The organism is Flavobacterium sp. 102 (assembly GCF_003634615.1).
In the GTDB taxonomy this organism is placed as follows: Bacteria; Bacteroidota; Bacteroidia; order Flavobacteriales; family Flavobacteriaceae; genus Flavobacterium.
This window is the reverse complement of the sequence record NZ_RBKX01000001.1, coordinates 160,221-179,763: the sequence shown is the minus strand read 5'-3', so window position 1 is coordinate 179,763 and position 19,543 is coordinate 160,221. Positions and strand designations below refer to the sequence as shown.

At 36.4% G+C, this 19,543-nt stretch carries 14 protein-coding genes; 13 read left to right on the top strand and 1 reads right to left on the bottom strand.

The window, feature by feature from the left end; all coding sequences use genetic code 11:
• Positions 1-103: 103 nt before the first annotated feature.
• The 13 genes from alaS to C8C84_RS00775 all read left to right on the top strand — a co-directional run bounded on the left by alaS (position 104) and on the right by C8C84_RS00775 (position 19,149).
• Positions 104-2,740, top strand: a complete 2,637-nt coding sequence (alaS, locus tag C8C84_RS00835; protein WP_121311720.1) for an alanine--tRNA ligase — start codon at positions 104-106, stop codon at positions 2,738-2,740.
• 200 nt (positions 2,741-2,940) lie between these two features.
• A complete protein-coding gene (locus C8C84_RS00830; RefSeq protein ID WP_121311719.1) occupies positions 2,941-3,738 on the top strand; it encodes a hypothetical protein in 798 nt (265 codons plus the stop codon).
• 126 nt (positions 3,739-3,864) lie between these two features.
• On the top strand, positions 3,865-4,821 hold the full coding sequence (locus C8C84_RS00825; protein ID WP_121311718.1) for a GSCFA domain-containing protein: 957 nt from the start codon (positions 3,865-3,867) through the stop codon (positions 4,819-4,821).
• Between the two features lie 76 nt (positions 4,822-4,897).
• Complete coding sequence (locus C8C84_RS00820) at positions 4,898-5,269, top strand: hypothetical protein (RefSeq protein WP_121311717.1); 372 nt, start codon at positions 4,898-4,900, stop codon at positions 5,267-5,269.
• Positions 5,270-5,295: 26 nt separating this feature from the next.
• Positions 5,296-7,137, top strand: coding sequence for a PQQ-binding-like beta-propeller repeat protein (locus tag C8C84_RS00815; RefSeq protein ID WP_121311716.1), 1,842 nt, complete (start codon positions 5,296-5,298; stop codon positions 7,135-7,137).
• Positions 7,138-7,204: 67 nt separating this feature from the next.
• Positions 7,205-8,632: a hypothetical protein gene (locus C8C84_RS00810; RefSeq protein WP_121311715.1), complete on the top strand. Its 1,428-nt coding sequence runs from the start codon at positions 7,205-7,207 to the stop codon at positions 8,630-8,632.
• A gap of 75 nt (positions 8,633-8,707) precedes the next feature.
• On the top strand, positions 8,708-9,238 hold the full coding sequence (locus tag C8C84_RS00805; protein ID WP_121311714.1) for a DUF6252 family protein: 531 nt from the start codon (positions 8,708-8,710) through the stop codon (positions 9,236-9,238).
• Between the two features lie 158 nt (positions 9,239-9,396).
• Positions 9,397-9,612, top strand: coding sequence for a hypothetical protein (locus C8C84_RS00800; protein WP_147406794.1), 216 nt, complete (start codon positions 9,397-9,399; stop codon positions 9,610-9,612).
• A 50-nt stretch (positions 9,613-9,662) separates the two neighbouring features.
• A complete protein-coding gene (locus C8C84_RS00795; RefSeq protein ID WP_158592537.1) occupies positions 9,663-11,552 on the top strand; it encodes a tetratricopeptide repeat-containing sensor histidine kinase in 1,890 nt (629 codons plus the stop codon).
• On the top strand, positions 11,494-13,515 hold the full coding sequence (locus C8C84_RS00790) for a sensor histidine kinase (RefSeq protein ID WP_158592536.1): 2,022 nt from the start codon (positions 11,494-11,496) through the stop codon (positions 13,513-13,515). The genes C8C84_RS00795 and C8C84_RS00790 overlap by 59 nt, the downstream gene beginning before the upstream one ends.
• 248 nt (positions 13,516-13,763) lie before the next feature.
• Entirely contained in the window at positions 13,764-14,411 is a 648-nt protein-coding gene (locus C8C84_RS00785; protein WP_121311710.1) for a response regulator transcription factor, read from the top strand.
• 102 nt (positions 14,412-14,513) lie between these two features.
• Positions 14,514-15,962 carry an SUMF1/EgtB/PvdO family nonheme iron enzyme gene (locus C8C84_RS00780; protein ID WP_121311709.1) on the top strand — a complete coding sequence of 483 codons (1,449 nt, stop codon included), beginning with the start codon at positions 14,514-14,516 and terminating at the stop codon, positions 15,960-15,962.
• A gap of 73 nt (positions 15,963-16,035) precedes the next feature.
• Positions 16,036-19,149 (top strand): T9SS type A sorting domain-containing protein, encoded by a 3,114-nt coding sequence (locus tag C8C84_RS00775; protein WP_121311708.1) that lies wholly within the window; start codon positions 16,036-16,038, stop codon positions 19,147-19,149.
• Between the two features lie 43 nt (positions 19,150-19,192).
• Here C8C84_RS00775 and C8C84_RS00770 read toward each other — a convergent pair whose 3' ends face one another.
• Positions 19,193-19,501 (bottom strand): rhodanese-like domain-containing protein, encoded by a 309-nt coding sequence (locus C8C84_RS00770; RefSeq protein ID WP_121311707.1) that lies wholly within the window; start codon positions 19,499-19,501, stop codon positions 19,193-19,195.
• Positions 19,502-19,543: the final 42 nt, after the last annotated feature.

The following is a 19,543-nucleotide window of genomic DNA, read 5'->3' as shown; positions in this document are numbered from 1 at the left end:
ATGCGATTAATAAAAAAGGATACTTGCTTCAATCGGGGCTAAATAGTAAACCATTTTTTTAAAATCTAACCAGTCTAAAGATCTAAACATCTAATAATCTAAAATGAAATCACAAGACATTCGAAAAGCGTATTTACAATTCTTTGAAAGCAAAGGACATTTAATTGTTCCTTCGGCTCCAATCGTCCTGAAAGACGATCCAACCCTGATGTTCAACAACTCGGGTATGGCACAATTCAAAGAATACTTTTTAGGAAACGGCACGCCTAAAAGCAAACGTATAGCCGATACGCAAAAATGTCTTCGTGTGTCAGGAAAACACAACGATTTGGAAGATGTAGGTTTCGATACGTATCATCACACCATGTTCGAAATGCTGGGCAACTGGTCGTTCGGCGATTACTTCAAAAAAGAAGCACTCGATTGGGCTTGGGAATTTCTAACTGAAGTTTTGAAATTGGACAAAGACCGTTTGTACGTTTCCGTATTTGAAGGCAATCCTGCCGAAAATGTGGCATTCGACCAAGAAGCTTGGGACATTTGGAAACAGTACGTTCCCGAAGACCGAATTATTTTGGGGAACAAAAAAGACAACTTCTGGGAAATGGGTGACCAAGGACCATGTGGTCCGTGTTCCGAAATCCACATCGATTTAAGAACCGATGCTGAAAGAGCAGCTGTTTCAGGTAGAAGTTTGGTAAACGCCGATCATCCGCAAGTAGTCGAGATTTGGAACAACGTTTTCATGGAATTCAACCGCAAAGCCGATGGTTCGTTAGAAAGACTTCCGGCACAACACGTGGATACCGGAATGGGATTTGAGCGTTTGTGTATGGCGATGCAAAACGTAACGTCGAACTATGACACTGATGTTTTTACGCCACTGATTGCTAAAATTGAACAAATTACAGGATTAAAATACACTTCCAACGAAGTCAAAAATATATCAGAAGAACAAAACAAAACCAATATCGCCATTCGTGTAATTGTGGATCACGTGCGTGCCGTAGCTTTCGCTATTGCTGATGGACAATTGCCATCCAATACCGGCGCAGGTTATGTAATCCGCAGAATTTTGCGTCGCGCAATCCGTTATGGCTTTACGTTTTTGAATACCAAAGAACCTTTTATCAATAAATTGGTGGAAGTTTTGGCGAATCAAATGGGCGAATTTTTCCCGGAAATAAAATCGCAACAGCAATTGGTTACCAATGTAATCCGCGAAGAAGAAGCTTCTTTCTTAAGAACGTTAGACCAAGGTTTACAATTATTGGAAAATGTAGTGGCTCAAACCAAAGGAACGGAAGTTTCGGGTGCAAAAGCCTTTGAATTATATGATACTTTCGGTTTTCCGAGAGATTTAACCGCTTTGATTCTGAAAGAAAAAGGCATGTCGTTTAACGAAAGTGAATTCGATGCGTCTATGCAAGAACAAAAAAACCGTTCACGCGCCGCTTCAGAAGTTTCGACAGAAGATTGGTCGGTATTAATTCCGGGAAATGTAGAAACTTTCGTAGGTTATGACCAAACAGAAAACGAAGTGAAAATTACTCGTATTCGTAAAGTAAACAGTAAAAAAGACGGGATTTTATACCAAATCGTTTTAGACAACACGCCGTTCTATCCGGAAGGCGGTGGACAAGTTGGTGACAAAGGAACATTAGTTTCCGCCAATGAAACCATTGATATTATTGACACCAAAAAAGAAAATAATCTGATTTTACATTTCGCGAAGCAATTGCCGGAAAATATAAACGGAGCTTTTGTAGCGAAAGTTAATACCGATTTAAGAACATCAACCTCCAAAAATCACTCGGCTACGCATTTGATGCATTTGGCTTTGAGAAATATTTTAGGAACGCATGTGGAGCAAAAAGGATCGTTGGTGAATCCAAACTATTTGCGTTTCGACTTTTCGCATTTTGCTAAAGTTAGTGATGAAGAATTACGTCAGGTAGAAGCAAGCGTAAATGCCCAAATTGAAGCCCAATTGCAATTAACAGAATACAGAAATATTCCAATTCAAGAAGCTTTGGCAAAAGGCGCGATGGCTTTATTTGGAGAAAAATATGGCGATAATGTGCGCATGATTGAATTTGGAGATAGTAAAGAACTTTGTGGAGGAATTCACGTGAAAAATACCGCCGAGATTTGGCATTTCAAAATCGTTTCCGAAGGCGCAGTTGCGGCGGGAATTCGTCGTATTGAAGCGATAACGGGAGATGCCGTTAAAGATTTCTTTACACAACAAGAAAATGCCTTGGCAACAATCAAAGAAACTTTGAAAAATCCCCAAGATACCATCAAAGCTGTCGTTTCGTTGCAAGATGAGAACTCGAAATTGAAAAAGCAAATCGAGTTGTTGTTAAAAGAAAAAATAGAAGGACTGAAAAATGATTTAGTTTCCCAATTTCAAGAAATCAATGGTGTTAACTTTTTAGCAAAACAAGTCGATTTATCTATGAGTTCCACTAAAGAATTGGCGCAAGCCTTAGGAACTTCAAAAGGAAATTCGTTTGTGGTTTTAGCATCGATTGAAGATAACGCACCTAACATTCATTGTTATATTGCTAAGGAATTGGTGGCTGACAAAAGCTTAAACGCCAATGTGGTTATCAAAGATTTAGGGAAATATATCGATGGTAATGGTGGAGGACAACCATTTTTTGCTTCCGGAAAAGGGAAAAATATAAACGGTATCAAAGAAGCATTAGAAAAAGCAATCGATTTTGTGAAATAACACCTAAAATACTCATTTTAAAACCCTTTCATTTTTGAGATGAAAGGGTTTTTTTATTGGTATCATAGGTCAAAAAGTGCTAAACAACAGATATTTTAGTAGTATATCGAATGTTTTTTTGGTTTGGGAAGTGCTTATTTACATTTGAGCCGTATTAACAAAGCCCCAGCAAGTTGATATGATAAACTACTAATGCAATTATGAAAAAAGTTATACAAATTCTTTTAGTTTCCCTTTTAGTTTTAACGTTTACTTCATGTTCTTCGGATGATAATGGAAATCAGCCGGATACTAGTGTTGTATTGCTAAAAAAGATGGAATCTGATGTGATGGGCAATCACGGAGTCTATAATTTTAGTTACAGCGGAAGAAAGTTGACAAAGGTGAACTACGAAATTCATACGCCTGGTATTCAAACAGGTTATGATAAATACTTTTACACTGGTGAATTAATTACTGAGATTAAAACTTTTAACGGTAGCAATCAAAATACTTTCAGTACAGTTTTTACTTATAACGCCAATAATCAATTGGAACAAGTTGTTAAATTGAATTTACAGAACAGTACTGCTACAAAAATGGTATTCACTTATAATTCAAATGGAACGGTTGATGCTTTAAATTATACCGGAACTTTGGAAAGCCAAACAACACTTACTGCAGTTAGTGAAAAGTACTTCATTGAAAATAATGATATCGTACGAATTGAATTTACCGGTTCAATATCACAAACGGCAATGGATTTCGAGTATGATGCAGCCAATAACCCGATGCGCAATGTAACCGGAATGGATAAAATTAAATTGCATACTTACGACAGCGATGGAAGATATGGAATTACTAAAAACCTTAAAAAAGTAACAACTTATTTTGCAACGGTTCAAAGTTCGCAAGTAGATTTCGAATTGGTATACGATGAAAATAATTATCCTTTGACAAGATATTCTTCAGAAACTTCTCCGGGACCTTTCAGCTACAATTTCGAATATTATAAATAAATTAGATCAAACACCATAATCAAACCCAAAACCCTTTCAACTGTCAATGAAAGGGTTTTTTTATTCAGATTTTGTACTTTTGACCCGAGTGATAACGAACAGACGAAGTAAACAAATCAAAAATAAATGAATTTCACCACCAAAGTTCCTGTTGCCGCTTATGAATATCCAATAGATTATAACTCTAAAATATTGTCTCTTGGATCGTGCTTTGCCGAGAATATGGGAGAAAAGTTCAATTATTTTAAATTCCAAATGACAACCAATCCATTTGGAATAATTTTCAATCCGGTTTCGATTGAGAAGTTGGTGGAAAGAATAGTGAATCAAAGACTGTTTACGGAAGTTGATATTTTCTTTCACAATGATTTGTGGCATTGCTACGATGTCCATTCAGAGTTGAGTCATCCTGACAAAAAGGAGTTCTTAGAAAGACTAAATCTAACAATCCAACAATCTAACCATCTAATAATTCAAGCGAGCCACATCATCATTACTTATGGAACTTCTTGGGTTTACCGACATAATCTGACTAATGAAATTGTAGCCAACTGTCATAAAGTACCGCAAAAAGAATTTGCCAAAGAAATCCTATCGCCTGAAATCATTCAGAAATCAATTCAGAATACAATCTCCTTAATTCAAAAAGTCAATCCCGATTGTCGTTTTATATTCACGGTTTCACCGGTACGACATATCAAAGACGGTTTCCCTGAAAACCAACGCAGCAAAGCGCATCTCATTACCGCCATACATAATCTTCTTGCAGATGTCACACTGAGCTTGTCGAAGTGCTACTTTCCTAGCTACGAAATCATGATGGACGAACTTCGTGACTATCGATTCTATGCTGATGACATGTTGCATCCAAGCCAAGCCGCGATCGATTATATTTGGATACGTTTTTTCGAAAATTATGTTGATTCAAAATATTTTGACACGATGCAAGAAGTTTGCAACATTCAAAAAGGATTAGCCCATCGTCCTTTTAATCCTAACACTTCAGCTCATCAGCTGTTCTTAACTTCTCTTAATCAAAAGATTATCAAACTTCAAGAACGGTTCCCGTACATCCAATTTTAACAAAATACGACATTTGCCGTATTTCCTTCTTCAGTATTTCGCAATAGGTTTGTTATGTATTTAACAACCTAAAACCATGAAAACAATTAAGGCATTATTAGTATTCACATTTCTCTTGTTGTCTACTCAAAATGTATTGGCACAAAAACCGGTACTAACAGATGAAGAAGCGGTGACTGAAACCGTGACTAAGGAAATTGATGAGGTTTTTCAAGCAGACGATTTCCAAAAAAAGAAAAGCAAAAAATACGCAGACGTCAAAGGCACAATGGTCGTAGATATTGGCGTAGTGCAAAACGGGAAGGTTTCTTCCTTCTTCAAAGTAGACAGCGACATCAAGAATATCGATTTTATCAATTTCATGTCGGGCTACATCTTAGACCACAAATTCAAATTCAAATTGCAAAAACAACAGCGATATAAAATTCGTTACACGATTACATTTTAACACCATAACAATAAAAACAATAAGTCATGAAGAAAATTACTTTAGTAATGCTGATGCTCTCTCTAGCCATCACATTACCGGCAAACGCCCAGTTTGGTAAATTAATGGGTAAAGGCAAAGGCGCCGGAAAAAAATCAGGAAGTTTTGGTACCGTTTGGGAATCAGAATTTGACAACAAAGCGACGCAATTAGCAGTGGCTGTAAACGGAGGAGAATATGTTTTAGCAACAGATGATAATTCTGCTACGGTATTAGATGTCAATGGAAAACAAGTTTGGAGTGGTGATTACAAAAAAATCACAACCAATAAAACCAACAAATGTGATTACCAATACATTATCCACAAAGGCAAGGGGAAAGGCGGTTATTTATTTCTCTTTGACGAAAGAAAATTAGGAACGGATAGGGTTGCAGTCCTTGATGTTGCCACTGGGAAAGAGCTATGGAATTCAGAAGAATACCAAAATCTTATTCCTAAAGGAACTGCTGCAAAAGAAGGTTCTGACGAAGGCGAATTGGAAACGGTTAAGTACATTTTCGAATTAGATGCTTTTTTAATTTCACAAAAGGCTTCTGTGATTTTGGTTAAAGCCAACACAGGAGAAAAAGTTTGGGAAACCAATCGTTTCAAAGGTGGTGTCGGCAAATATATTTATGATGGTAAAAGAAACGAAATCATCATGATTAATTTTAAACCAACCGCTCTTGGTGCTTTATTTGCCGGTTTTAAGAATCAATTGGTAAAGATTAATGCTACTAATGGAGATATTCTTTGGGATGCAACTTTTCTCGGAACTATCGAAAAAGAATTGGTTACTCGCAGAGCGATTGTCGATTTATGGATTAAAGAGGATAAATTATACATGTACTTAGATGGATTGCAGGTTTACAACATCAATAACGGACAAAAACTTTGGGAAGTGACTTATGAGAATGACATGAAGGGCGCCGGAGGAGGAATGTTCAGCGGTGGAAAACGTTCTAAGATATACAGAACTATAGCGGATCCTTTGTTTACAGACGATGCAGTTTACATTGTAATCTTGGGAACCAGAGACCGAACTAAGTATGTTGAAAAACACGATTTGGCTTCAGGAAAATTACTTTGGGCTTCAGAGAAAATCACGGGTTCATTTTGTATGCCGAATATTTATAAATCAGGAGACAAAGTTTTAGTTCAAGTTGGTGGAAAAGTCCAAGTTCAGGAGTTCAGATTAGAAGAAGTTTCCAATGGCTTCTCAGCCGGAATGGCACTTGGCGGTTTTGGTGGCGGTTCCATGAAACAATGGGTTCCTTATATCTACTGGGATTATAAAGCGCAAAAAAACTCTGTATTGTGTTTGGATGACAAAACCGGAAAAACAGCTTGGCGTTCTGAGAAATTTGACAAACGTATTACCGATTTTATTCTCGAAAATGATAAAACATTATTTGTAGGTGACGGAGATGAATTTTATGGTTATGATATTGCTTCAGGAAATCAATTATTTGATGTAAAACACAACGATGCTAAAGTTGGAAAAGCAACTGATGTTATCGATTTTGGAGATAAAGTAGTTGTACTTTCCGAAAAAGGATTAGCGTCTTATAATAAAAAAGACGGTTCAAGAGTTTATGCTACAGAAAAGATAAGAGGTGTAGATTATTTCTATGAGATTGAAGGAAATTACTATTTGAGAGATCAAAGAAACAGCAAAAATATTATCTATGGTATTGATATGACCAATGGAGAAACCAAAGGTTCTGTTCAATCTAAGGGTAAAGGCGGAAGCCCAAAATATGGCGCCGGTATCGATATTTCAGATGATGGTGAATTCATCTTCGCTTTTAAAGGAAAAAAAGTAGAAAAAATTAAAGTTAACAATTGAGTTTTTTGAGGAAGTTGGTTGGGACTGCAATTCGTTGCGGTCCTTTCTATTTTAAATAACAATCATTATGAGAAAAATACTATTTCTTTATTCATTCTTATTAGTCTTTTATTCTGCCAATGCGCAACAAGTGCAATGGGCCAATAAACTAATTAAATTTTCATCAGATTTAGGAGGTAAACAGCATGGGATTAAAAGAATTTTAGGAAAGCCCGATGCTTTTCCTCAAGGTGGCAGTAGCCCAAATGCTTGGACGCCCAAAAATGCTTTGGATGGTTATGAATGGGTGCAAGTTGGTTTCGAAAAGCCGCAGACTGTAAAACAGGTTGCTGTTTTTGAGAATCTAAATGCAGGTTGTGTTGTAAGTATTTCTGTTGATGACGGATCAGGAAAATACAAACGTGTTTGGTCGAGAAGGCCCAATTATAAAACGGTAATGTTCAAAGCGACTATTCCGGCAGACAGAAACTACTATTTCAAACGCAAAAGAAGAAAGATTCAGGAAAGCCCGGATGTTATTAATCCAGGAGTAGAATATGCTATTCTAGACGAAGCAGTTTCAGGTGTTGTGGCGGTTCGCGTGGAATTTAATTTTGCTTTGTTACCGGGACAAAAAGAAGTTGATGCTATCGGGATTTCCGATACTGAAACACCAATTCAACCTACAGTCAATACTACAGCGGCTTTTGAAAGTTTATCAACTGCCAAAACACTACAATTACCGGATATTGTTCCCACTAGTCCATCGGTGTCTTGTGATGGATTAAAACTTTTTGTAACCGGAATCAGTGAGGTGAAAAATGAGATTTTTTCTTTTACCAGAAATACTTCAGGACAATGGGCTAACAAGCAACTAGAATCTTCGCTCAATACCGGAGAACGTTATAATCACGTAAAATCTATTGGAACTCATTATTTGTTAAAAGGTGGTAATCGCTATACCAAGGGTACGACAGAAACCGGGTTTGAATTGTTTGTAATCAATAATGGAAATTATGAAGCTTTGGAACCAGTAAAAGTGACAGCTTATAACAATTATGACGAAACAGCAGAGGCTTTTCTAACTGCTGACAGAAAGATTTTAATTATGGGTATTGAAACCGATTTTTCTCAAGGCGCCAGCGATTTGTATTTCGCACAACAAAAAGAAGACGGTAATTATGGCTTATTGCAAAATATGGGCAAAGTAATCAATTCAGCGGCTGATGAAGGGATGTGCCAATTGCTGTCTGATAACAAAACGATGTTGTTTAGCAGCGACGGATTCAGCGCTTTTGGTAGTTATGATATTTTTGTTTCTTATCGATTAGATGAGACTTGGAAAAATTGGTCGGAACCCATCAATCTTGGTAGTAAAGTGAATACCACAGATTTTGACGGATTACCTTTTTATGACGAAAAAAATGAAGTGCTGTATTTCATCTCTAGTGAAAATGAAACCAATGTTTTAAAATATGTAAGTGTTCCAAAAGCCAATTTGATGAAAACTAACTAAATACGACAAATGCCTTATTGTTTGCCATTTGATAAAAGTGAAAATTTGCAGTAATAACCTTTAACTTTAAATATTATGAAAACAATTAAACAATTCGGAATCGTTTTAACAGTGGCATTGGCTACTTTATTATCATCATGCAGCGGAAGCGATGATGGCGGTGGCGGAGGTGGAAATGCATCGTTAGGACAAGTAAAAGCCAAAGTAGCGGGTTCCAGTTTTAGCTCTATGGAAGTAGCAACCTTTGCCCAAAAAATCGTTGCAGGCGGAACAACCACTATTATTGTTCAAGGCAGTACAGCGCAGGGCAAGGCAATTCAATTGATTCTTAACGGAACTAACGGTCAGCCGGGAACTTTTGAAATCAGCGATGATGCAGCTATTTCTGCTGTTGCAAGTTATACAGAGCTTAACCAAAGTAATCCTATGAATTCGCCAACTTGGGCAGCTCCTTATGAGGATTCAGGTGTAGTAGGTTCTATTACCATCAGTGAAATAAGCGATACTAATGTAAAAGGAACATTCAACTTTACCGGTAAAAACCAAAACGGAACTGATACGAAAGCAGTGACTAATGGGGCATTCAATGTGAATTTCCAAAACTAATTCATAGAAACATCTCATATGAAAATACGGCAAACGCCGTATTTTTTTTGGCTTCTTTTTAACCGAATTTTGAAATTTATATTCGACTCAGTATGACTTTTTTTCTAATACTCGTTTTTTTAATTCAAATTGGGCTCATCTTCTATCTGAGAAACAAGATGCTCTCAGAGCGAAATGAGTTTCAATCTAAGCTAAAACCTTTAGAGGAATTTATCATTGAATTAAATAGTGAACACCAAAAGCAATCAATTCAGCTCCAACTTTCAGATGATTTAAAAATAAAGATGAAAGAAGTCAATGTCGCTTTGAGCAAAAATGTTTTCGAGTTAAATTATCAACTCTTGGAAGATTTGTATCCAAAAAAAGAGATTTAGCCATTGAAAATTTTAACATTTTTAATACATTTATGCTATACAATCTCCGGATGAAAAAATTTTACTACTTCACAATCATTGCATTGCTGTTTTCGTTTGAGACAAATGCTCAAGATATTCAAAAAATACTGATCAAAGCATTTACTTCGCAGGATTCCTCCGACTACTATTTTAAAGTAGCCAAGAAAAGCATTAAAAACACAGCCGATGAAGCACAATACTATTTTTGTAAAAATGCCCGTTGTTGTGATTATAACCAATTAGACAGCTCGATAGTTTATGGTTTAAAAGCGGAGAAACTTCTACTAAATGGCGATTTAAATTCGCTTTTGACACTTTACAACAATCTCTCTAAAGTATACAGAAAGCAAGGTCAGTATGACAAAGCAATAGATTATTCTCTCAAAGGCATCAGAGTAGCAGAAAAAGAAAAAAAGAACAACTGGATAGCTTTTTTTAACGCCAATTTATCATTAACCTATCACGATTTTGAAAGTTATGAAAAAGGTATTTTCTATGGCAAAAAATCTTTAAAATACTGGGAAAGTCAAAAAAAGAAAGACCCAAGTATGATTAGCAATTCATTAAATGCTATCGCCATCAATTTTGATGATTGGAACAAACCTGATAGTGCGCTTTTTTACCACAAAAAAGTATTCAAATACTATAAAGGAAAAGATACACTTCATATTGGTGAAACCTACAATAATATCGGGAATACTTTGTTGAAGCAAAAAAAATACAAAGAAGCTCAAAAATGGATTAGCACAGCTCTTAAAATCAATGATAAGAACTTTGAAATCAATAATGGTATTAAAGACGGAAATTATTATTACACAAGAGCAACCAATTATACTAATTTGGCAACCATAGCCTATGAATTGGATGATTTTAATAGGGCAGAAAAATTATTTGAAACGGCTCGTGAATATGCTGAAAAAAGCAAAAATGCGGAGAAATTAAGAGATTTTTATTACCACAGAGCACAGTTCAACAAGAAAAGAAATAACTTGTCTAAAGCCGTTCTTGATCAAGAACGTTATATCAATATTAGGGATTCAGTTTTTGACATAGAACGCGCCCAAACCTTTTCTGAACTGGAGGCCAAATACCAAAATGAGAAAAAAGAAAAACAGCTCTTACAGTCCAAAGCACAAGTTATAGAACGAGAATTGGAAATCAAAAACAAGAACACCCAATTCCTAATTCTTGGGTTAATTTCATTGGCATTGTTGTGTATTATTTATTTGGTTTACCGCCAACAAAAGCTAAAAATCAAACAACAAGAGCAAGAGTTTGAACTCAAATCGGCGATTTCCAAAATTGAAACCCAAAACAAGTTACAAGAACAACGATTAACAATATCCAGAGATTTGCACGATAATATTGGTTCGCAACTAACGTTTATTATTTCTTCGGTAGACAATATCAAATATGCTTTTGATATTCAAAATGCCAAACTCGACAAGAAACTTTCCGGGATTAGCGATTTTGCCAAATCCACCATTATAGAGCTTCGTGATACAATTTGGGCAATGAATAAAAGCCAAATCACCTTCGAAGATTTGCAAACTCGAATCCACAATTTTATCGATAAAGCCAAAGAAGCAAAGAACGAAATTCAATTCAATTTTGTAGTCGATGCCGAATTAAAAGAGCGTCAATTCACTTCCATTGAAGGCATGAATATTTATCGAACTATTCAGGAAGCCATCAACAACAGCATTAAATATGCCGATGCCGAAAAGATTGAAATTCAAGTGAAAAAATCCGAGGACAACATCCAAATTACCATTGAAGATAACGGAAATGGCTTCGATTTAAACACCACAGAAAAAGGAAATGGCTTGCTCAATATGCAAAAGCGAATCGCCGAAATCAATGGAAAATTCGAACTGCAAAGTTCAAGTTCAGGAACCAAAATCAGCATATTATTATAAGTTTAAGAACATGGAAAAAGGTTTGGTTTTATTCTTTTTGTTCCTGATTTCAATATCGGTTAGGGCGCAAAATGCTCAAAATGTTATTGATGGTTTAAAGAAAGATTTAAAAGCCAATCCGGATGCCAAAAGAACCGCAACCATCTATTCTGATTTGACTTGGTACTATTCTAAAATCGACATTGATTCTGCGTTACATTATGGTGGAAAAGCAGCTGTTGAATCCAAGAAATTAAATGATTCGACCTTAATGGCGCAGGTTTACAGCGATATAGGGGCGGTTTATTTTATCAAAGGTGATTTTGTCAATTCGAAAACCAATTATTTATCAGCATACAAAATCAGAAAACTCAGAAATGATCAGAAAGGCTTAGCTAAAATCAATAATAATTTAGCCAATATCTACGAAAAAACACATCAGTATAAGCAAGCTATGACTTCTTTTTTAGAAGCCTTAGCCTATTTTGAAAATACAAAAGACGAAAAAAACACGAGTATTATCAAAGGCAACATCGGTCTGATTCATCTCAAATTAAAGAACTATCCAAAAGCGTTGCAATACATCAGCGATGTAATTCAGTATCAAGAAAAAAATGATTTTAAGGAAGAATTATGTGTTTCTTGTTTGAACCTCGGGAATGTTTATTTGCACATGCAAGACACGATTAACGCCTTGAAGTTTTATGACAAAAGTGTAAAAGCTTGCACGGCTGTTGGTAACAAAAAAGGGATTTCGAGTGGATTTAACAACATTGCTTCTATCAAATCGGAACAAAAAAAGTCTAAAGATGCTTTGGCACTCTATCAAAAGTCAAAAGAAGTCAGAGAAGAACTCAATTCCAATTTAGACAAAGCCAATTTCGATTTGAATTTGGCTCTAGAATTTGCCAGGAACAAAAAATATGAGAAAGCCAAAAAGTTGTTATTGACCACCAAACCATTTTTTGAGCAAACCAATCACAACGAAAAACTACAGAAGAACTACAAATCTTTAATCACTGTTTATGCTTATTTAAACAAACCCGACAGCGTTGACTATTATTTGGACAAATTGGCGGTTTTAAATGAACAATTATTACTCAGTAAAGTCGAAAAACAAACGACCGAATTAGAAACCAAATACCAAACCGAAAAGAAAGAAAGATTACTCCAAAAATCAAAAGCCGAAATTGCTACGCGCGAATTGGAAATCAGAAAAAAAGAAACCCAGTTTTTGATTTTAGGCTTAATTTCATTGGCATTATTAATCATTGTTTATTTGGTTTATCGCCAACAAAAGCTCAAAAACAAACAACAAGAACAAGAATTTGAACTCAAATCGGCAATAGCCAAAATTGAAACCCAAAACAAATTACAAGAACAGCGTCTTGATATTTCCAGAGATTTGCATGATAATATTGGGTCGCAATTGACTTTTATTATTTCCTCTGTCGACAATATTAAATATGCTTTTGACATTCAAAATGACAAGCTGGATTCGAAACTTTCCGGTATTAGTAATTTTGCAAAATCGACGATTATTGAGCTACGAGATACGATTTGGGCAATGAACAAGAGCGAAATCACTTTTGAAGATTTACAAGCCAGAATCCATAATTTTATTGACAAAGCACAAGAAGCAAAGGAAAATATTCAATTCAATTTTGAAGTTAATCACTCACTAAAAAAAATAAAATTCACTTCTGTTGAAGGAATGAATTTGTACAGAACGATTCAAGAAGCCATTAACAACAGTATCAAGTATGCGAATGCAAGAAGTATTGCTATAAGCATTCAACCAACTGAAATAGATGTTTTAATTACTATAATAGATGACGGAAAAGGCTTTGAGATAGGAAACACAGAATTCGGAAACGGCATCAATAATATGCGAAAACGCATTGCTGATATCGGTGGTTTATTTGATATAAAATCAAGTGTAGATAAAGGAACAGCTATAAGTATAAAGTTGGAAAAGCATTAAATTCTGAATCCAACGGTCTAAGATAAATACGTCATTTGACGTATTTTTTTTATCCTTTTAAATGGTCAAATTTGACTAATCAAGTGGTATTGATTTTTCAAAGAAAAAAACACTTAGGTTGTTTTTATTGTTGTCCTTTTCATTCTGGGATTTATTCAAGCTAAATCACTGGTTTGAAAAGGACTTTTTTTGCAAATCAGTATGTTACTTGAAAAAAAATAACCAAATTTGTTATACAATCTCAAGCCATGTCAACAAGAATAGCCATAGTAGACGATAATGTTTTTTTACAAAAAGCAGTTGCTGAAAAGCTATCTTTTTTTGACGATTTGATTTTAAAATTTACGGCCATCGACGGCATTGATTTGCAGAAAAAATTAGAGGTCAATAAATGCATCGATTTGATTTTGATGGATATCGAAATGCCCGTTTGTAACGGAATCGAAGCTACCAAAATCATCAAAACCAAATACCCTCAAATTAAAATCATTATGCTGACGGTTTTTGATAACGATGAAAATATTTTCAATGCCATCAAAGCCGGAGCAGACGGTTATTTGCTCAAAGAAGTCAATCCGAAAGAATTACATCAAGGCATTATAGAAACCTTAAATGGTGGCGCCGCTATGAATCCTTCTATTGCTTTGAAAACATTGAAATTACTAAGAAATCCGGTTGATTTTGAACAAAAATCGGAACAAGAAATTAAACTAACCACAAGAGAAGTTGAGGTTTTAGAACAACTCAGCAAAGGATTAAACTACAATATAATTGCCGACAATCTTTATCTTTCACCATCAACCGTTAGAAAGCATATTGAGAATATTTATACCAAATTGCAGGTGCATAATAAACTCGAAGCGATTCAAAAAGCCAAGAACAACAATTTGATTTAAAGTAAATTGAAAGAATATTTTTCTTAAAATACGGCAACTGTCGTATTTTTTTTTGTTTAAAGGCAAGGTAGATTTGTCTCATAACATAAAAATATAAATACAATGAAATCAAAAAATTATTTTTCGAAAATGGTTACGGCACTATTTTTTTTATTGGCATTCAATAGTAAAGCAAATAACGTCGAGATTACGGGAACGTCCGTTTCGGGTTCAAATATTACTTTCAATATCAGTTGGGAAAACAGTTGGAATGCCAGTGTTGCTCCGGCTAATTGGGATGCCGTATGGGTATTTGTCAAATTTCAGGATTGTAACACACGTTTGTGGGCGCATGCAGGTTTAAGTTCGGTTGCAGGGGATCATTCGGCAGCTTCGCCGTTGCAAGTAGATCCAGTAACTGACGGAAAAGGCGTTTTCATTAGAAGAAGTGCTATCGGTGGCGGTAATGTTTCTGCAACAAGTATTACATTAAAAATGACTATTCCGGCAGGAACATATAATTATAAAGTTTTTGGAATTGAAATGGTAAACGTACCTCAAAGTGCTTTCGAAATTGGAGATGGTTTGAGTGTAGCAACATTTAACAGTATAAGTGTTACGGCTACTACTCAATCTGCGGGAGTAACTTCTTCAGTAATCGGAGGTGGCGGACCACCAGTGCCGGCAACTTTTCCAATGGGATATAATTCATTTTATGTGATGAAATATGAAATCTCTCAATTACAATATGTTGAATTTTTAAACTCATTAACTTTTGCGCAACAACAGTCAAGAGTTACCTCAGATCCAACGAGTGCTTCGGGAACGTATGTTGCTTTTGGTAGTTATGCTTACCGAAACGGAATCGTAATTGAAACACCAGGGAATAATGCTGCAATTCCGGCTATTTTTGCTTGTGATGCCACTGCTAATGTGGTCAACAATAATAATGACGGACAAAGTGTAGCCATGAACAATTTGAGCTGGGCAGATTTAGCAGCTTATTTAGATTGGTCGGCTTTAAGACCAATGACAGAGTTGGAATTTGAAAAAATTTGCCGTGGTATAACACCTCGTGTGTCTGGTGAATATCCATGGGGAGATACTAACATTAATCCTTATTACAGTACTACAGTTATTAATCCATTGCAGCCAAATGAAATGGCAAATACTGTTTTGAATGGAAGATGTGCTCACGCTTTAGGAACTTCAAGTGGAGCGTATGGTCCATTGAAAGTGGGTGTTTTTGCAACTGCTTCTTCTGGGCGATCTTCCGCAGGTGCTTCTTATTATGGAGCAATGGAAATGGGAGGAAATGTTGTTGAGAGAACAGTATGTGTTGCTAATGCATCTGGAACTGCTTTTAATGGAACACTTGGAGACGGAACTTTAACTTCAATAGGAGATGCTAATCAGGCAACTTGGCCTTCAGTTACAACAGCAACGGGTATAGGACAAAGAGGAGGAGATTATGTTAATGTGGCAACTAATGTTAGAACTTCTGATAGAACTTATGCCAGTACTACAAATGCTGCCAGAAATTATACTTATGGCGGACGTGGCGTAAGATAACATTCTGATTTGATGTGCATTTCGATTTCTGAAATGTAATAAAATGAATTATAATAATTTAAAATCAAATTAGATGAAAACAACAAAAATATATTTAGTTGTTTGCTTAACATTTCTTTTGACACAGTTTAACACATTTGCTCAATATAACGGAGGAAACTCCGGCGGAGCTACAATTAATGAGTTAAGTGGAGCCAGTTGTTCAATTCCAGCGCATTTTTATGCCTATTTTGGAGGAATTAATGATGGTTCAGGTGTTGAAGAATTAAGTACAACAGCGTGTGGAACTGCGCCATCTCAATATGCCTATATGGGTGGGATTAATGATGGTGCAGGAACAGAAGAATTAAGCGCAATTGCCTGTGGAATTCCGCCTTCTTTCTATGCCTACATGGGAGGTGATAATGATGGTGCCGGAGTAGAAACTATAGAGAATTCAGTTTGTGCATTTCCCCCACATTTCTATGCTTATTTTGGAGGAGATGGCGATGGCTACACTATGGATGTTACGGCACCAATTTGCCCAACACAACCGCCAGTAGCAAGTTTTACTGCTTCTACAACGGCCTTGTGCGTAGGTCAATCCGTAACGTTTACAGATACCTCTACGAATATACCATTTGTGTGGAGTTGGATTTTTGAAGGTGGAACACCAGCAACATCAACAGCACAAAATCCAACGGTTACATACAACACTGCAGGGACTTATGCAGTAACATTTACTGCTACCAATTACAATGGCGGTGACAACGTTACTTTTACTAATTATATAACAGTAACTGCTGTTCCTGTAATTAGTACTACAACTCCAGTGAGTAGATGTGATGCCGGTACAGTAACTTTACAAGCAACGGCTACGATAGGAACCTTAAATTGGTATGATGCACCAACATTAGGTAACTTAGTAGGAACAGGCACAAGTTTTACCACGCCGAGTATTTCAACCACTACCATTTATTATGTAGAATCAGTGGTTGGTTCTTGTACGTCAACAAGAGTTTCAGTTACTGCAACGGTAAATTCTACTCCTTCATTGACTGCTACAACCCCTGCCGCCAGATGTGGAACAGGTAATATTTCGTTAACTGCTACAGCAACAACAGGAACCATAAGATGGTATGATTTACCAACAAACGGAACCCTGCTTGCCACAGGTGGCACGTTGAATTTAGTTGGCCTCACTACAACAACAATTTATTATGTTGAAGTGACGAATGGTTTCTGTACATCGCCAAGAACTGCAGTTACAGCTACGATTAATTCGGTTCCAAGCGTAACTTCAACAACACCAGCGAGTAGATGTGATTCAGGAACTTTAACATTGCAAGCAACAGCTTCTGGTGGAACCTTAAATTGGTATGATGCACCTACATTAGGAAATTTAGTTGGAACCGGAACCACTTTTATAACGCCAAGTATTTCAGCAACTACTATTTATTATGTTGAAACTACTTCGGGTATCTGTAATTCTGTAAGAACAGCAGTCACAGCAACAGTAAATGCTACGCCAATTATTATTTCCACTACACCTAACAGCCGATGTGATGCCGGTACAGTAACTCTACAAGCAAGCGCAAGTGTTGGGGCTTTAAATTGGTACAATGCACCAACATTAGGAACATTAGTTGGCACCGGAAATTCATTTACGACTCCTAGTATAGCTGCAACAACAAATTATTATGTGGAAGCGGTAAATGGTCTTTGTTCTTCTGCAAGAACTTTGGTTGTTGCCACAGTTAATAACAGTCCAACGATTACGTCAACAACTCCAATGAGTATTTGTAGTGGCGACTCATTTACAATTGTTGCTACAGCAAGTGCAGGAACTGTAAACTGGTATAATTTACCTGCGGGAGGAACGTTATTGGCAACCGGTAGTAATTATTCTTTGGGAAGTTTGGGAGCTACTGCTACTTATTATGCGCAGGCCATTAATGGAAATTGTTCATCAGGAAGAACGGCGGTGGAAGTAACAGTGACCAACAGACCTACAAATACATCTTCAACTCCGGCTTCACGATGTGGCAATGGTTCGGTAACGTTATCGGCTACTTTTTCTTCGGGAACAGTTAATTGGTATGATGCGCCAACATTAGGAAACTTAGTAGGAACAGGTTCAAATTTTACCACACCAAGTTTATCTGTGACGACAAATTATTATGCGGAAGCCATTAATGCGAGTTGCACTTCTTTGGTTAGAACTGCGGTTACTGCCACTGTAAATGAACAGCCAATATTACTTTCGACCATTCCGGCAAGTAGATGTGGAAATGGTTCAGTAACATTACAAGCAACGGCAAATGTCGGAACAATAAATTGGTATAATGCTCCAACTGGCGGTACACTAGTTGCTACAGGTGGAAGTTTTACTACTCCTGTTTTAGGCATGACAACACCTTATTATGTTGAAGTAGTAAATGGCACTTGTGCTTCTGCGCGAACTACTGTGACAGCTACTGTTTATATTGTGGCAACAATAACATCAACAACTCCGGGAAGCAGATGTGATACAGGAACTTTGACCTTGAATGCAACTGCTAATTTAGGAACTTTAAATTGGTATGATGCACCAACATTAGGGAATTTGGTAGGAACAGGTACTAGCTTTACCACACCAAGTATCTCTGTTTCTACAAATTATTATGTAGAAGCAACGAATGGAACTTGTACATCATCACGAGTGGCAGTTACCGCTTCGATTGTTCCAACTGATGCTCCGACAGGATTGGCAAATCAAACATTCTGTGCAGGTGAAACAGTAGGGTTAATCAATGTTGTTGGTGCCAACGTCATTTGGTATGATGCGCCTTCAAATGGTAATGTTGTTTCATCAGGAACACCATTAGTTTCGGGAACAGTTTATTATGGTTCGCAAACGGTAGGTGCTTGCGAAAGTCCAACTAGAATTGCTGTTACGATGACTTTAGGTGGTTGTTTGGGAAGAGAAGAATTTGAAGCGAATAATTTAAAGGTTTATCCTAATCCTGTTGTTGATGTCTTAAACATCTCTTTTACAGGTATTATAGCTAAAGTTGAAGTGGTGAATCTACTTGGTCAATTAGTTGACGCCAAGTTTAACAATGCTACTGAAAGTCAAATCGATATGTCAAGACTGGCTAGTGGTACCTATTTAATAAGAATAACAATAGACGATAATGTCAAAACCGTTAAAGTGATTAAAAAATAATTAATAATTTAAATGGAAAAGCCACCTGTAAAGGTGGCTTTTTTTATAACTTATTTTCCAAACTTTGCCAACCACCACCATTAATTACTTCAACGCCGACAGATTTTAAGATTGAAACTGCTTGTGCACTGCGCATTCCGGAGCGACAACAAACAATGACCGGTTTGTCTAATTTTTTGATTTCGTTTAATTTACCGTTAATAGTGTCTAACGGAATGTTTTTAGATCCTTTGATGTGTCCGTCACGAAATTCACCAACGGTTCTTACATCAATAATAACAGCGGCTTTGTTTACAAAATCTTGAATACTTTCTGATTTGCTTCCTAAACCAAACATGCTTAATAGTCCCATATTGTAATTTTTTCAGCAAAGGTATTTGGTTGAGATTTGTTT

Bases quoted from the DNA above. Each gene is read 5' to 3' on its own strand.
- alaS (WP_121311720.1), top strand. From the start codon at position 104: ATGAAATCACAAGACATTCGAAAAGCGTATTTACAATTCTTTGAAAGC.
- C8C84_RS00830 (WP_121311719.1), top strand. From the start codon at position 2,941: ATGAAAAAAGTTATACAAATTCTTTTAGTTTCCCTTTTAGTTTTAACG.
- C8C84_RS00825 (WP_121311718.1), top strand. From the start codon at position 3,865: ATGAATTTCACCACCAAAGTTCCTGTTGCCGCTTATGAATATCCAATA.
- C8C84_RS00820 (WP_121311717.1), top strand. From the start codon at position 4,898: ATGAAAACAATTAAGGCATTATTAGTATTCACATTTCTCTTGTTGTCT.
- C8C84_RS00815 (WP_121311716.1), top strand. From the start codon at position 5,296: ATGAAGAAAATTACTTTAGTAATGCTGATGCTCTCTCTAGCCATCACA.
- C8C84_RS00810 (WP_121311715.1), top strand. From the start codon at position 7,205: ATGAGAAAAATACTATTTCTTTATTCATTCTTATTAGTCTTTTATTCT.
- C8C84_RS00805 (WP_121311714.1), top strand. From the start codon at position 8,708: ATGAAAACAATTAAACAATTCGGAATCGTTTTAACAGTGGCATTGGCT.
- C8C84_RS00800 (WP_147406794.1), top strand. From the start codon at position 9,397: ATGCTCTCAGAGCGAAATGAGTTTCAATCTAAGCTAAAACCTTTAGAG.
- C8C84_RS00795 (WP_158592537.1), top strand. From the start codon at position 9,663: ATGAAAAAATTTTACTACTTCACAATCATTGCATTGCTGTTTTCGTTT.
- C8C84_RS00790 (WP_158592536.1), top strand. From the start codon at position 11,494: ATGGAAAATTCGAACTGCAAAGTTCAAGTTCAGGAACCAAAATCAGCA.
- C8C84_RS00785 (WP_121311710.1), top strand. From the start codon at position 13,764: ATGTCAACAAGAATAGCCATAGTAGACGATAATGTTTTTTTACAAAAA.
- C8C84_RS00780 (WP_121311709.1), top strand. From the start codon at position 14,514: ATGAAATCAAAAAATTATTTTTCGAAAATGGTTACGGCACTATTTTTT.
- C8C84_RS00775 (WP_121311708.1), top strand. From the start codon at position 16,036: ATGAAAACAACAAAAATATATTTAGTTGTTTGCTTAACATTTCTTTTG.
- C8C84_RS00770 (WP_121311707.1), bottom strand. From the start codon at position 19,501: ATGGGACTATTAAGCATGTTTGGTTTAGGAAGCAAATCAGAAAGTATT.